Genomic DNA, 15,706 nt, shown 5'->3' with positions numbered 1-15,706 from the left:
TGGAGGAGAAGATTTGTCAGAAGAATTACGGACTTCACCCCTTCGATACATTGATTTGTCAAAAACAAACCGCCTGTTTGCTTATTGATTTGTATTTTTATTGAAATACATGCACCACGAATCCGTTGTACAGAAATGAAATCGGCCTCGCGCGACCAAATTTACGAAGACCTCAAAAATGCCCGTTCCAATTTTCGTAAAACGGAGATAACGGGCATGGATTTGAGCGGAATGGATTTGTCGGGAGCAGATTTTCGATTTTCTGATTTGTCAGGGGTTAATTTCAGCAATTCAATTTTAAAGAAAACAAACCTCAGTTTTTCAAATCTTGACGATGCCAATTTTGAAAATGCTGACCTGACCGATGCCAATTTAAGCTTCTCGTCGCTGGTCGAAGCCAACCTCACCAACGCTAAAATTGCGGGAGCAAACTTCAGTTTCTCAGGTATCAGCAAAAGAAACCCCACCGACCGTTTTGCCTCTCTTACCCATTTTTTATACCGAACAGGCTGGTTTGGGACCGTCATCGGGATTTTTATCGGAGCATTTATTTTCTACGGAGTCAGTGCGGTCATTTATTTTACGCACCAGATTCTGACCGCCTCCGACCCACGCTTGGCCATGCTCAATCAATACATTGTTGGCAATAATATTTCGGGTGGAATCATTACAGTCCTCATAACCAATTGGCTCTCTGGCCCATTAGAAAAGTATTTTAAAGCCCCTTGGATTCAACACTTGACACTGTCGTTGATTGTGGGAATTGGCTATTTGGGCTTAATAACATTTTCTTATTTTCAATTCGGCGACAAAATCATTAGCGATGTGCTGGAAAAATTCCCAAATCAAGTCACCAACAGCGCGCCTTGGTACGTGTACGTCCTGTGCCCGATTTTTGTCGCCAACGTTTTTCATTATTTTCAAAAACAGGGCAAACAGCTTACGCTCATCATTACCGAGCAAGAACTGCAACTTTCGGAATTGGAAAAATCAAAAACCAAAGCCGAATTGGAAGCGCTTCAGGCCAAAATCAACCCTCATTTTTTGTATAACTCTCTCAACAGCATCGCAAGTTTGGTTCATCTTGACCCTGACAAAGCCGAGCAAATGACGTTGCTGCTATCGAAATTATTCCGATACGTGACCAATAAAAAAGCGGATTATTTTGATTCCCTCGACAACGAATTAGAAATGGTCGCAACCTACCTCGAAATTGAGCAAGTGCGCTTCGGTGACCGTCTGTCCTTTAAAATAATTGTTCGCGACGAAACGCTCCGAAACATACCCGTTCCCCGTTTTTTAATTCAGCCCGTAGTTGAAAATGCCATCAAACACGGAATTGCGCGTATTGCCGACCGCGGCGTGATTGAAGTCCGAGTCACTAAAGAACAAAACCTGCTGCGAATTACGGTCCATGACAACGGTCCTAGCTTTCCCGAGCCTATCAGCGGCGGGTATGGTTTGCAAAGTGTTCAGAACAAACTCAAGCTACTGTATGGCGGCAAAGCGGCGGTGTCCCTCCAAAATATTCCCCTCAAACAAGTCATTCTTGACTTGCCTTTTACGCCGTAGTTGGTAAGTCGTCAAATAAAAGGCTAATTTTGTGGCAATTACTAAAAAAACGCACCTTTCTAAGCAAAGTTCGGAATTCCCAACCGCTTCTTTTGGTTTTGGTTTTATCCTCCCACAATAGCAGGACCCCCAATAAATGACAAAATTTGATTTTAAAGATTTGATATTATTTGAAAACGAAGATTACATCGTTATCAATAAACCACCGCACGTAGCCACCATTAATGAACGTACCGCCGACAAGTCGGTGAGTATTCTGCGTATGGCTAAGGAATATAGTTTTGACGCCCAGGTAGGACACCGATTGGATAAAGAAACCTCTGGAGCATTGGCTATCGCTAAAAATCCCGAGGCCTACCGTCATTTGGCCATGCAGTTTGAACACCGCGAAGTGACCAAGCGCTACCACGCCGTGGCCAACGGCCTCCACGATTTTGACAGTATTTCGGTGTTTTTACCAATTTCACCCGTAAAAGATGGCACCGCCGTAAAGATTGACCGTCAAAAAGGGAAGGCGGCCGAAACCGTGTTCTTTACACTTAAAGCCTTTCGCCGACACACATTGGTGGAATGTATTCCTATCACGGGCCGGATGCACCAGATACGTATCCACCTGCAATGCCTCAAAGCACCCATCGTGTGCGACCCAACTTACGGCGGCGCCAACGTGCTTTTGTCTTCATTGAAAAAGGATTATAAATTAAAGCAAGAGACCGAAGAGCGTCCCATCATGCAACGAGTAGCGCTGCACGCTTTTTCGCTTTCGTTTCAGTTAATGAACGGCGAAACCGTTAAGATAGAAGCCCCTTACCCCAAAGACTTTGCAGTATTGGTGAAGTTGTTGGAGAAGAATAATTAAGTAGGCAGTTTACAGTAGGCAGTACAAAAACAAAGTTTTGCATTATTTACTGCCTACTGTAAACTGAAGACTGATTTCTTATAAATAGAGAGGCACTTTTGCCATCCAGTCGTTTACTTCCTGCTTTACGGCTTCGATTTTTGCGTCGTTGTCGGCATTCATTAATACCGTATCCATCAAATCAACAATGCGCTCCATATCGGCTTCTTTGAGGCCACGAGTGGTCATGGCCGGCGTTCCGACGCGCATTCCCGAGGTGACCATCGGTGATTTAGTATCAAACGGCACCATGTTTTTGTTTACCGTAATATCTGCCTTGATAAGGGTATTCTCAGCCAACTTACCCGTCAATCCTTTGGAGCTCAAATCAATCAACATCAAGTGGTTATCTGTACCTCCCGAAATAATTTTGTAGCCTTTTTCTACAAACGCGGCGGCCATAGCCTGCGCGTTTTTACGTACCTGAACGGCATATTCGGTATAATCATCGCTCAATGCTTCGCCAAAAGCAACCGCTTTGGCCGCAATCACATGCTCCAACGGGCCGCCCTGTGTACCTGGAAATACGCCAGAGTCAAGCAACGACGACATCATACGAATCTCTCCTTTGGGTGTAGTAATACCAAACGGATTGGGGAAGTCATTCCGCAACATAATCACCCCGCCGCGCGGTCCGCGCAGGGTTTTGTGCGTAGTCGTGGTTACGATGTGGCAATGCTCAAGCGGGTCATTCAATAATCCTTTGGCAATCAGGCCCGCTGGGTGCGAAATATCCGCCAAAAGAACCGCGCCGATTTGGTCGGCAATAGCCCGCAGGCGCACGTAATCCCAATCGCGGCTGTAAGCAGAAGCCCCGCAAATCATCATTTTGGGGCGCTCTTTGAGGGCAGTAGCCTCTACTTTGTCCCAATCAATCAGTCCGGTTTCCTGCTCTACTCCGTAGAAAAACGGCTGAAAATATTTACCAGAAATGTTGACTGGTGAGCCGTGGGTCAAGTGACCACCGTGCGCTAAGTTGAAGCCTAAAATTTTATCACCGGGCTGCAAGCACGCCAAAAACACTGCCGTGTTGGCCTGAGCTCCCGAGTGGGGCTGTACGTTGGCCCAAGAGGCTCCAAACAATTCTTTGAGGCGGTCAATCGCAATCTGCTCAATTTGATCTACTACTTCGCAGCCACCGTAGTAACGTTTGCCGGGCAAGCCCTCGGCGTATTTATTGGTCAACACGCTTCCCTGAGCTTCCATTACTTGCTTAGAAGTAAAGTTTTCGGAAGCAATCAGTTCAATACCCGACTCTTGGCGGTGGTGTTCTTTAGCGATCAAATCAAATATTTGGGTGTCGCGCCCTGTTGTCGTAGCAACCATTGGATTTACAATTTGGGATTTACGAAATACAAAATGGGGAAATGTTTCGGCAAAGGTACAAAGACGCGTTAAAACTTACAGTGTTATTCTGTAAACCTTTGAAATTCATATTAACTTAAATGACATTCGATGGTGGTGACAGGGGCCAAACTCCTTAATGGCTCGCCGATGAACAGGAGTAGGATACCCCACATTTCTGGCCCAACCGTACTGTGGAAATTCTTCGGAAAGCCGCTCCATGAGGTCGTCACGGTAGGTTTTTGCCAGCACCGACGCCGCCGCTATACTCATAAATTTAGCATCTCCTTTCACAATACAAGTATGCGCTACAAAAGGGTAAGTCGTAAAACGATTTCCATCCACCAACAAATGTTCGGGGCGCATCTCCAGCTGGTCTAGCGCACGGTGCATAGCCAAAAAACTAGCTTTTAGAATATTGATTTGGTCAATTTCTTGATTAGAGACCTCTGCTACGGCCCAAGCCAAGGCCGCTTCGGTGATTTCATTACGCAGTTGGTTACGCTGCGCTTTGGTAAGCTGCTTAGAATCATTGAGCAAAGGATTCGTGTAGTCTTTGGGTAAAACAACCGCCGCCGCTACCACGGGGCCCGCCAAACATCCACGCCCTACTTCGTCGAGCCCAGCTTCAATGAGATGTGGATGATAAAAAGGTTTTAGCATGTTGTTTTTAGAAAATAAAACGGTTGCAATAACAGACATTGACCTTCAAACAGACGTATATAATTTAAGGTCATACCTTTGACGTCGGTCGCAATTTTGGTCTGGCGGGCAATTTACTTAATTTTGTTTCGAGGTTATATCTCCTTTTCTATTTTTGCTATGCGTTTAACATTATTATTTATACTGTTGTGTTTTCAGGTTGTGGCCCAAAAAAGCGCCACTGACACCCTAAAAACAAGCGGAATTATCAGTACAAACTATTTTGGGATTCCCAAAGACACCTCCGTTTATCGTATTAAAGTGGGCGATAAACTCCGTATTCAGAGTCTAAATGCCCTCGAAATTATCTATCCGCAAGGTGGAAATATTACGGTGGGAAATTCTCCTATGACGGGCGGACAGGCAAGCGGTACGCCCGCGTATTTCGCTACGGTAGATTTAAAAGGCCAAATCATTCTGCCCCAAGTGGGGCGCATCAGCCTGACTGGACTTACCAAAGCCGAAGCGGCAGCGGCAATAGAGAAGCAATATCAACAATTGATAAATAACCCCGTTTTTGACGTTGAAATCACCAATCGTCGTATTCAGGTGTTGGGAGCGGTGGCTAAGCAAGGAGTCATTACCATGGATATGGAAAAAATAACCTTGGGAGAAGTCATTGCGATGTCGGGCGGAATTGATTTTACCATCGCTGACAATACCATCAAGCTGATTCGTACCCGCTCAGGTATGCAACAAGAAATCAGTTATGATGTTCGAAATCTGAGCGACCCAGCTGTGGCCAACATCCCGATTTTTGATGGCGACTATGTGTTTATACCCCCATCCAAAAGCAGTTTAAGGGTGATAAAAAACCAAAAATTCTCCAGCATTTTACAACCTATTGCCCTAACTTTAAATGCAATAGCTATATTACTTGGGCTTTACATAACCATCAGCCGAAACTGATTCCACCCTCTATGTTTTCGTTTTTAAAAGGTTCCAAAAGCAAATCTCCGCAGGCCGTATCGCTGGCAGCCATCGAAAGCGATTGGCATTGCCACATTCTGCCCGGAATTGATGATGGCAGTCAAAACGAAGAACAGAGTTTAGAAATGCTGCATTATTATGTACAAATGGGTATCAAAAAAATAGTGGCTACCCCTCATGTACGGGCCGATTTTTATAAAAATACCCACGAGACAATCACAGCCGCTTCTCAAAAAGTACAAAACCTGATTCAAACGCATAACTTGCCGTTGGTTTTAGAAGCGTCGGCGGAGTATTATGCCGATGAAAATTTTTTTGAACTCATCACACACGGTCAATTATTACCTATTGAAAATCAGTACATTTTGTTTGAATTACCCATGCAAAACGCCAGCCTTTGGGGCGTTAAGTTGGCCGAAATGCTTCAGAAAAAGGGTTATACCCCCCTTTTAGCCCATCCTGAACGCTATCGTTATTGGCACAACAAGCCGAAAGAATGGAGTCTTTGGAAAAACAGCGGGGTCTGTTTTCAACTCAATCTATTATCATTGACGGGGTTTTACGGAGCGTCCGAACGGCGGGCCGCCGAGCAATTGCTGGAAGCAGATTACATTGATGCCGTCGGAACGGACGCCCACGGACTACGGCATTTGCAAAAATTAAGTGAATTGACGCAAAATCCTCTCTTTGACAACATACAACAATTACCTTTGCTCAACCGTCTGGGCTAAAAAGTTTTGGTGACGCCTCTATGCAGAATGAGAATAAATCGCGGGATAGATATGTAGAAGTATCCGCAGACATTGACGTAAAACGCATCTTGCGGGTCCTTTGGAGTCGCTGGTACTGGATTTTGGGGGCTCTAACCGTCACCACCGTTAGCTGTATTATCTTTTTACAAGTAGCCAAGCCGCGCTATGTGGCCGAAGTACTTTTGAGATACAATGAAAAACAGACGGAAATAGATGAGCTAAATAAACTCATCCAACCTGACGCAAGTGTTCAGGAATACCTAACCGAAAAATACGTTATCAAATCAGAGGAGGTTATCAATGGCGCCGTAGAGCGCCTCAAATATCCTTTTACGTTTTATAGTGAGTCTACCTTCCTGACCGAAGATGTTTATCCGTTTAAGCCGTTTACGGCCGAAATCGTCTCGTATGAATCAAGTGAATATGAGTACGGCAAGTTTGAAATCCAGCCCAGTGGTATAATTACGTATAAGACAGAATTAAGCGAAGAAATCAGTCGTTTTGACTTAGCCAAAGACACCTTAATTGCGGTCAAAGGCCTGTCGTTTAAAGTCAATTCAGTAGCTACCTTCACCCAAGATTACGGGTTTACTTACAATGATATTTACGCCATGCGCGAACGCATGGACGACCTGATTTACGTAGAAGAAGCTGAGCAAAACATGCCAATTCTGACGATTTCATTTACGTACCACAATCGGAAATTCACGCAGGATTTTTTGCAAAATCTGATTGAATCCTACCAAAAATACAACCTCGAACAAAAGAAGCGCTCTTCCAATCTGACCATTGATTTTATTCGTGAACAAATCAAAATATACTTTGATGCGTTGCGAAAATCATCTTCTGAACTAGAAAAGTACAAACAGGGCCGGTCAGTGCCCAATTTACAGGCGTCGATGTCGGACGTGATGAATCAGATTACGGGTTTCAAAACCCAAAAGAATATGCTCGAAATCCAGAAGTCATACATCAATCTTCTCGAACAAAGCCTTTCTAACCGTTTTGAACCCATCAATATTGGCAACATTGGCCTTGACAACAACAGCGACGGCGTGCTGGTAAGGTTGGTGACTGAACTAAACAAACTGATTTTGGACCGCAAAGGCCTCACCATCGGCAAAAACCTGAGCGTAAACAATCCCGTTGTCAAAGCCACCGACGATGAAATTGAACACCTGCGCGAGCAAATTTTGAGTAACATCAAGCTCCAACGCCAAAAAAACGAAGGTACGCTTAAAATCATCAACGAGAATTTATCGCTGCTCGAAAGCCGCATGAATGCGCTGCCTTCTGTGGAGCGCGAGTTGAGCTACCTTCAAAACGACCGCGACGTCAACGAAAAGATTTACCTTCTTCTTATCAACAAAGAAATCGAAACCTCCATCGTGAAGGCAGGGATGTTACCTTCCTTTACGGTATTAACCAGAACCGACTCCTACAAAGTATACCCGCGATCCGCCCGATTGCTATTATCATCTATCCTGCTTGGCTTGCTTATAGGAATGGGGTCTATCTTTTTGGCGCGCTACCTCAACGGGAAGTTTACTGAGATTCCCAAAATCGGTCAAAACAGCAATGTCAATTTACTGGGTACTATTCACCGCTACGGAGAAAAGGTCCAAAATAACGAAAAAGACCTTTTACACTTCTTAGACAATCGCTCGCTCTTTGCCGAATCGGTCAATAGCGTACGAACCAATCTAAATTTTCTCATCAATAGTGAGGATACGAAAGGAAAAATGATTGTGATTACATCGGAAGTATCGGGCGAAGGAAAATCTTTTGTTACCATTAATCTGGCAACCTCACTGACCAAAGTAGGCAAAAAAGTATTAATTATTGTCTCGGATTTACGTCGCTCAAAACTGCATCGATTCTTCAACAACAACAATAAAGTTGGCCTCAGCACCTTTTTGACAAAAAAAGTGGAAGATTACGCAAAGGTGATTCAACACTCTGTGATTGAAGGCTTAGACTACATCCCTGCAGGGCCCGTGCCTTTTAATCCGACAGAACTCATTCAGAATGACCGCTTCGAAAATATGATTGAAGCCTGCCAAAAAGAATATGACTTTGTACTAATTGACACAGCCCCCATCGGTTTGGTTTCCGATAATATTCCGCTGCTAAGAAAAAGTGATTTGGTCATTTTTATTATTCGTTGGCTGTATTCAAATGAAGAATCGTATTTGCTCGCCGACCAAATTACGGAAGAATTTGACCTCAAATCAGTGGGCGTCATTGTCAACGATTTTTATAGAGATAATCTTTATGCTTCGCTAGCCTCTGCTTCTTATTATGCTTCTAAGGGCTATGGGTACAGTTATAAGTACACGTATGATTACTACGGAAAAACCAACGGCTATTACACCGATGAAGGCGAAAAAGGCAAATCGTTGCTCAAAAGAGCAGCTCAATGGATAAAAAAGCCATTCAGTCGTACCTAAATGTTTATCAAGCCCTATAACCTATAATTCGCATTTGATTCACCTATTTGCCGCCACACAAGTAGTGCTTTACGCACCAGATATTATGCTAGAAATAAGAAAAGGGCGTAATTAGTCCATTTTAGGCCCTTGCGTACGCCAAAATGGCAAGTCAACAATCAAGAGACGAAATAACTTAACATCAAGCGATTAAGAAAATAATTAAAAAAATTAGTGATAAATGGATAGAATTCACGAAAAAAATAAATAGTTCTTTTTGACTTCCAACAGTTTTCCTAATTTTGCAGTCCAATTTGAAATCAATGGTAATGAGCAACAAAGACACAGATTCTGGTTTAGAGTTCTTGGAGAGCCCGGAAGGCTTAGCGGGGGAGTTAACCAAGTTCGAGAAAAACCTCGAAAAAAACCGTAATATCTTTTTTATTGTAGGTGGCGTAATAGTAGCAGCTTTGGCAGGATGGTTGGGCTATCACTGGTATGTGAACAGCCAAGACGAGCAAGCACAGGCGGTGTTATTCAACCCTGTATTTGCCATCGAATCTGATTCTCTCAATAAAGCCCTCAAAGGCAGCGGCGGAAACCCTGGCTTGCTGGCTATCGCTGATGAGTACAGTGTTACGCCTGCGGGAAATCTGGCCAACTTTTATGCGGGAACTGCTCTTCTGAAGCAAGGTAAATTTGACGAAGCCATTGAGCGTCTAAAATCGTTTAGTTCTTCTGATTTGCTGGTACAGGCTCGCGCTTACTCGCTCATCGGCGATGCTTACATGGAAAAAAACAACGCCGAAGAAGCTATCAGCTATTATCAAAAAGCCGTTGATTATAAGCCGAATGCCTATTTTACACCTATGTACATGGTTAAATTAGGTATTGCGTACGAAAAAGCGAAGAAGAATAAGGAGGCCATCGAAGTATATGGCAACCTCATCGAAAAATATCCACAATCGTCCGAAGTTCTTAACGCGAAGAAGTTTAAGGGCTTGCTCGAAAGTGCAGCAGAATAATCATTTCATGATGAAATAAAATTGTAAGGGATAAGACTCACCAGTTTTATCCCTTTTGCTTTTTCAACACACTTTGTCCCACATTTAACACCCCAACATTTCCCATGAGTTTACTTACGGTTGGTTCCGTTGCTTTTGATGCGCTCGAAACTCCTTTTGGCAAAACGGATAAAATTATTGGCGGCGCCGCCACTTATATCACCCTTTCGGCTTCTTATTTTTCAACAAAAAACAATTTAGTCGCCGTTGTAGGAGACGATTTCCCCCAAGAAATGATTGGATTACTCCAAGAACATGGCATTGACACCGAGGGGTTGCAAATCAAACAGGGCGAGAAAACTTTCTTTTGGTCGGGCAAATACCACAACGACATGAACAGCCGCGACACTGTCGAGGTACAACTCAATGTCATGGAAAAATTTGACCCCATTATCCCTGATTCTTACCAAGACTGTCAATACCTCATGCTTGGCAATACCGCCCCCGCCATTCAACAAATGGTGCTGGAGCGTATCACAAAGCGCCCCAAATTGGTCATGCTTGATACCATGAATTTTTGGATGGATATTGCCATGGATGACCTTAAGTCTGTCTTGAAAATGGTAGACGTACTTACCATCAACGACGAAGAAGCCCGTATTCTTTCTGGCGACTACTCGCTGCGCCGCGCGGCCAAAACCGTCATGGCAATGGGGCCTAAAACATTGATTATCAAGAAGGGTGAACACGGTGCACTGTTATTTCAAGGCGACCAAGTGTTTTTTTGCCCTGCACTACCCTTAGAAGATGTATTTGACCCAACGGGCGCAGGCGACACATTTGCGGGTGGTTTTATCGGTTATCTTGCCAGCACTGACGACATCAGTTTTGAAAACATGAAACGTGCCATCGTGTACGGGTCGGCAATGGCCTCTTTTTGCGTTGAAAAATTTGGCTCCGAGCGAATCGTCGGACTGACTCAGGAGGAAATCACGGCTCGTGTGCAGGAATTTGTACAGTTAGCACATTTTCAGATATAAAAAAATCAGTGCTCTCAAGTCTGATGAAAATCGGGCTTGAGAAATTTCATCTTAATCGTTCGATGTTATGAATTATCCCATCATTCGCCGTCCGCGTCGCAATCGACAGTCGGAGGCCATTCGAGCCTTAGTACAGGAGACAGCCGTATCGGTCAATGACCTTATTTACCCTATGTTTATCATGGAGGGTCAGGGCATTAAGAGTGAAGTCAAATCAATGCCGGGTATTTATCGATACTCCCTCGACACGTTGTTGGAAGAACTCAAAGAAGTAACGGATTTGGGTATTAAGTGCATTGATTTGTTTCCTAATTACGCAGAAGACAAAAAAGATACTTTCGCTACTGAAAGTTACCGAGAAGGCACCTTTTATCTGGACGCACTGAAGGCAGTAAAGGATAATTTTCCAGAGTTGGCCTTGATGACCGACGTTGCGATGGACCCATACAGCAGCGACGGGCACGATGGCTTGGTTAAAAATGGAAAAATCCTTAACGACGAAACCCTCGATATTTTAGCAAAAATGGCCGTGGCACAAGCCCGCGCTGGCGCTGATATTCTCGGCCCGAGCGATATGATGGACGGGCGCGTTGGGTATATCCGTCAGGCATTGGATGCAGAAGGTTTTACCGATGTCAGCATTATGTCGTATTCGGTCAAATTTGCCAGTGCTTTTTACGGCCCTTTCCGCGATGCACTCGACTCTGCACCGCGTTTTGGCGACAAGAAAACCTATCAGATGAACCCCGCCAACGTACGCGAAGCCCTCATCGAAGCGGCACTTGATTACGAAGAAGGCGCTGATTTTCTGATGGTTAAACCCGCCTTGGCGTATTTGGATGTTATCAAAACCTTAAATCAAAATTTTGATTTGCCCATTGCTGCCTACAATGTATCTGGTGAGTATGCTATGATTAAAGCCGCGGCCCAAAACGGGTGGTTGGACGGCAATCGCGCCATGCTCGAAACCCTGCTCTCCATTCGTAGAGCGGGAGCCAAAATTATCCTGACGTATTTTGCCAAAGAATTTGCCCTTTTGCAAGCGTAAAGTGCAACAATTTTCGGCTTTTCTAAGCGTTTAGACATGTATTAAGGTTGAAAGGCTACGGTCATTTTAACTTTTTAGCCTTAACTACGTTTATTTTACACCTAATCATTGTTTAGTGTAATGAAAAAACTCATTGGTGTTTTTTTTCTCGCAGGATTTTTAGCAGCAGGCTGTAGTCAGGATGAGCCACAACCCAAAAGCATTTCAGATATCTTACTCGAACAAGACGACCTCGGAATGCTGCGTGCAGCCATCAGCCACGCAGGTTTGCAAGATGCCTTTAAAACTAGCACTGTAACGCTTTTTGCACCGACCGATGAGGGATTTAAAGCGGCAGGATTTGCAGATGCTTCGGCCATTACGGCCTTACCCGCCGAGCAAGTCAGGGCGTTGATTACGAACCATGTCATTACTTCCAATTACCCTTCGACAAGCATGGCGCTTGGCACGCACAATCCCGTTAGCATGATGTCAAAATCCAGACTTTATTTGACATACAACGATGGAATTGCGTACTTGAATCAGGCTCGAGCCAGCAAATTGGATTTGAATGCCACAAACGGAGTCGTTCACGTAATCAACGGCCTTATTCGTATTCCTCAACAGACCGTAGGCCAACTCCTCAAAAATACGCCTGAATTCAGCCTTTTCCGCGCGGCTCTCTTAAAAGCCGTGGCCAGCGAAACTCGTTTGAGAATATTCGCTGATTCTACGGGAGCCAACCCCATCGACCCCTCCTACACGCTATTTGTACCCACAAATCAAGCCATGGAGGCGGCTGGACTCAATTTGGCAAGAATCAATTCAACGGCGGTTTCTTCAGCGGCACTGGCCAATCTAGTCTCGTATCACATTGCATTGAGTCGGTATTTTTCACCGACACTGCCTTCAGGCAGCCTGCCAATGTTTAATGCCGTGTACGTAACCCGTATTGTAAAGTCAGCGACAGGGATAAAAATTGCGGACGAGCTAACCGCTGCCCCCGCCACCACGGCCAATGTTGTCAGAGCAGATATAACGGCTACCAATGGCGTTATTTTTGCCATTGATCATGTTTTATATACTAAACCCTAAATCGGGAACATAATTGCCCTAAAAATTGTATTAAACTTGTTGCCAATCAATCAATAAACGCATGAAAAGTTTAGTCGCTGCCCTAGTCCTGTTTTCGGTTGTCCTCACAGGATTTGTAAAATCTGAACAACCGTCTGAATCGGGTGATAAATTTCGCTATCGGGCACTTACTGGAAATAACCCCGTAAAAATCACATGGGAGACCCTGCGGGATGTTACTTTCAAGAAAAAATGGTACCCTGAGGAGTCGGTTTACATGCTTTACCCAACATTTGGCCCGAATGTCAATAAACTCAATGGTAAAGAAGTACTGTTGACTGGTTATATTTTACCGATTGACGTAGAATCAAACTTATACGCTCTTTCGGCCTTTCCGTTTAGCGCGTGTTTCTTCTGCGGCGGGGCAGGTCCAGAATCTGTGGTTGGCTTGAAGTTCAAGAAAAACGGACGTAAATTCAAAACCGACGAACGGCATACCCTGCGCGGTGTGATGAAACTCAATGCTGATAACATCTATGAATTAAACTATAATCTAGAAGGGGCTGAAATTGCAGAAGAGTAATACTTCTAGCGACTCAGCACTTTTATAAATACGTCCACGTTTCGGCCTTTATCGTCGCTACAGGATATTTTTACCTTACCCACAGGTGGCTTTACAAACAAAGCTGCCTGTGGGTTTGCTTTTTGAATCAATTTATCATTGATGTACCAGTAGACCTCCCGCACGTCATTGCTTGCCTGACAAGCCAACTGTAACTCCTGATTTTCAAGAAAGTATTCACTCCCATCATTCGGACTCGTAATCACGGGGGCACCTACCTCAAATACTCTGGTACATTTAGGATTATGCGGCGGAATTCGTTGAAAAGGAATATGATTTAATTCATTGTACGCAATTAATTCGGGGGCCATATTGGGGTATAATTTTCGCACGTAGCCGCTGTCGGGAAGACACTGAGTGCAGTACGAAATTTCAGCGTTTTTATCGGTCAATACCCATTTCGAATGTTGGCATTTGCGCGTGGGCGAAATGCCCATAATGGCATAATCCAAGACCTGATGCGTGCAAAATTCAGCGGGTAAGTCACCACTTTCGGCGCATACTTTTCGGCGCGTAATATCGGTGGTCGGTTTGAACCATCCCGTGGGCGAATTATAATCGATGGCGTTGAAGACATCAAACAGCAGCGGGGTGGCAATGTTGGCCCCGTTGAGTTCGGGCACGCCCACACCCGAAAAATTTCCCACCCAAACCCCGACAGTATAACGGCGGTTGTAGCCAATGCTCCAAGCGTCTTTTTTACCGTAAGAAGTTCCTGTTTTCCACGCAATACGCGGCAAATGGTAGGTGTTATCAAAATTATTGGGCAAATCAGGTCGGGTAATTTGGGTTAAAATCCCGTTAATCAAATACGCCGATTCGGGAGAAACCAGCACTTCTCCTTTTGATTTTTTAGCATCTGTCGAATAATTTAAACCGTGTATTTTTCCTTCATTGGCAAAACTTGTAAAAAGGCGCGTCAGTTCTTCCAAAGTGACTCCACAACCGCCCAAAATCATGGAAAGCCCCAAGTCTTTAGACTGTTTTTTCACGGTTTGAAAATCTGCTTTTTTCAGATAACCAATCAAAACACTCGGAGTCAGTTCTTTTAACACCTTTACGGCTGGAATATTGAGCGAGTTGGCCAAAGCAAACTCAATCGTCACTTTTCCATTGAACCGGCGGTCAAAGTTTTCTGGCTCAAAACCACCGAAATTGGTCGGCACATCATTGATGGCTGACTTGGGCGTAATCATTCCTTTGTCAAACGCAATAGCGTAGAGCAGGGGCTTTAGGGTACTACCCGGCGAGCGTACCGCCCTGATACCGTCCACCTGCCCCCCGTCGTACGGATTATTAAAATCAGCCGAACCTACGTAGGCTTCTACACGCATGGTTTCATTATTAACCACAATAACCGCCGCATTGTGAATATCCATACTTTGAAGTCGATTGACATAATTTTGGGTCATTTGCTCTACCAGTGCCTGCCGGGTCGGCAAAATGGTGGTTCGGATAATGGGCGTATTTTTATGCTCTTTTTTCAAACGAAATGCCAAATGAGGAGCCAACTTGGGCGCTTCACGACGATAGGCAGTCAGAGGTTCGTTTATGGCATCGTCAATGACTTGTTTATCAAACAAGGCGGCTTTTTCAAATCGACGGAGCCATTTGTTTCGTTCCTGAACAATAAAAGCATTTTTTTGGCCCAATCGCAAACTGGAAGGACGATTGGGAATGATGGTCAACGTTGTGATTTCGGCCAAGCTCAGCAACTGCGGCAGTTTACCAAAATACAATAATGACGCCGATTTCATCCCTTCAATATTGCCACCGTACGGAATCAGATTGAGGTAGAGTTGTAGGATTTCGTCCTTGGAATAGTGCAGTTCCAGCTGTACCGCCCTGAAAAGTTCAATTGTTTTACTCAAATACGTGCGTTGCCGAGGCTCCAACAAACGCACTACCTGCATCGTAATTGTAGAAGCCCCCGAGCTTCGTCGCCCTGTCGCTGTGTTTTTAAGGAAAGCCCGCCCTAAGGCAACGGGGTTAAATCCAGGGTGATAATAAAAATAACGGTCTTCTTTTTGGAGAATAGTTTGTCGAAGTACTGGCGTAATCTCCTCCAACTCCGTATAAAGTCTCCATTTGTCATCATCATTCAGAAATGCGTGCAGAATTGTCCCATCGGAAGCTGCAATAAGCGTTGAGTAGCGCGGCGAAACCTTAAAAGGAATCGCAACATCCAACAGTAAAAAAAGCAAAAAAGGGGTTATCAATAGCCAAAAACGGGAAGAACGAAGCCATTTTTTCAGTACGTTAGAAGATTTTTGGCCACCTTCTTTCATTAACTTGAATGCCTTCCACATCGC

General features: G+C 44.4%; 13 protein-coding genes. 10 read left to right on the top strand and 3 right to left on the bottom strand.

Going from position 1 to position 15,706, the window contains the following annotated elements; all coding sequences use genetic code 11:
* The first annotated feature begins 135 nt into the window (after positions 1–135).
* Positions 136–1,572, top strand: coding sequence for a pentapeptide repeat-containing protein (locus GVN20_RS00515; RefSeq protein WP_166556465.1), 1,437 nt, complete (start codon positions 136–138; stop codon positions 1,570–1,572).
* 136 nt (positions 1,573–1,708) lie between these two features.
* On the top strand, positions 1,709–2,431 hold the full coding sequence (locus GVN20_RS00510) for an RluA family pseudouridine synthase (RefSeq protein ID WP_166556464.1): 723 nt from the start codon (positions 1,709–1,711) through the stop codon (positions 2,429–2,431).
* 78 nt (positions 2,432–2,509) lie between these two features.
* Here GVN20_RS00510 and glyA read toward each other — a convergent pair whose 3' ends face one another.
* Both glyA and GVN20_RS00500 read right to left on the bottom strand, forming a co-directional pair.
* Complete coding sequence (glyA, locus tag GVN20_RS00505; protein WP_166556463.1) at positions 2,510–3,796, bottom strand: serine hydroxymethyltransferase; 1,287 nt, start codon at positions 3,794–3,796, stop codon at positions 2,510–2,512.
* A gap of 105 nt (positions 3,797–3,901) precedes the next feature.
* On the bottom strand, positions 3,902–4,477 hold the full coding sequence (locus tag GVN20_RS00500) for a ribonuclease HII (protein WP_166556462.1): 576 nt from the start codon (positions 4,475–4,477) through the stop codon (positions 3,902–3,904).
* A gap of 159 nt (positions 4,478–4,636) precedes the next feature.
* Between GVN20_RS00500 and GVN20_RS00495 the strand changes: the two genes are divergently transcribed.
* The 8 genes from GVN20_RS00495 (at position 4,637) to GVN20_RS00460 (ending at position 13,355) form a co-directional block, all read left to right on the top strand.
* Entirely contained in the window at positions 4,637–5,425 is a 789-nt protein-coding gene (locus GVN20_RS00495) for a polysaccharide biosynthesis/export family protein (RefSeq protein ID WP_166556461.1), read from the top strand.
* A gap of 11 nt (positions 5,426–5,436) precedes the next feature.
* Positions 5,437–6,177, top strand: a complete 741-nt coding sequence (locus GVN20_RS00490; protein ID WP_166556460.1) for a tyrosine-protein phosphatase — start codon at positions 5,437–5,439, stop codon at positions 6,175–6,177.
* Positions 6,178–6,197: 20 nt separating this feature from the next.
* Positions 6,198–8,648, top strand: a complete 2,451-nt coding sequence (locus GVN20_RS00485; RefSeq protein WP_166556459.1) for a tyrosine-protein kinase family protein — start codon at positions 6,198–6,200, stop codon at positions 8,646–8,648.
* A gap of 308 nt (positions 8,649–8,956) precedes the next feature.
* The gene (locus tag GVN20_RS00480) at positions 8,957–9,652 is read left to right on the top strand and encodes a tetratricopeptide repeat protein (RefSeq protein ID WP_166556458.1); all 696 of its coding nucleotides are present in this window, start codon (positions 8,957–8,959) and stop codon (positions 9,650–9,652) included.
* Between the two features lie 104 nt (positions 9,653–9,756).
* Positions 9,757–10,671 carry a PfkB family carbohydrate kinase gene (locus GVN20_RS00475; RefSeq protein ID WP_166556457.1) on the top strand — a complete coding sequence of 305 codons (915 nt, stop codon included), beginning with the start codon at positions 9,757–9,759 and terminating at the stop codon, positions 10,669–10,671.
* A gap of 67 nt (positions 10,672–10,738) precedes the next feature.
* Positions 10,739–11,719, top strand: coding sequence for a porphobilinogen synthase (gene hemB, locus GVN20_RS00470; RefSeq protein ID WP_166556456.1), 981 nt, complete (start codon positions 10,739–10,741; stop codon positions 11,717–11,719).
* Positions 11,720–11,839: 120 nt separating this feature from the next.
* Positions 11,840–12,793: a fasciclin domain-containing protein gene (locus tag GVN20_RS00465; protein WP_166556455.1), complete on the top strand. Its 954-nt coding sequence runs from the start codon at positions 11,840–11,842 to the stop codon at positions 12,791–12,793.
* A 61-nt stretch (positions 12,794–12,854) separates the two neighbouring features.
* Positions 12,855–13,355, top strand: a complete 501-nt coding sequence (locus tag GVN20_RS00460; RefSeq protein ID WP_166556454.1) for a DUF3299 domain-containing protein — start codon at positions 12,855–12,857, stop codon at positions 13,353–13,355.
* 5 nt (positions 13,356–13,360) lie between these two features.
* Here GVN20_RS00460 and pbpC read toward each other — a convergent pair whose 3' ends face one another.
* Entirely contained in the window at positions 13,361–15,703 is a 2,343-nt protein-coding gene (gene pbpC, locus GVN20_RS00455; RefSeq protein WP_229598933.1) for a penicillin-binding protein 1C, read from the bottom strand.
* Positions 15,704–15,706: the final 3 nt, after the last annotated feature.

The sequence above is a fragment of the Runella sp. CRIBMP genome (genome assembly GCF_009905605.1).
Lineage (GTDB): Bacteria > Bacteroidota > Bacteroidia > Cytophagales > Spirosomataceae > Runella.
This window is presented reverse-complemented; position numbering and strand designations above follow the sequence as displayed.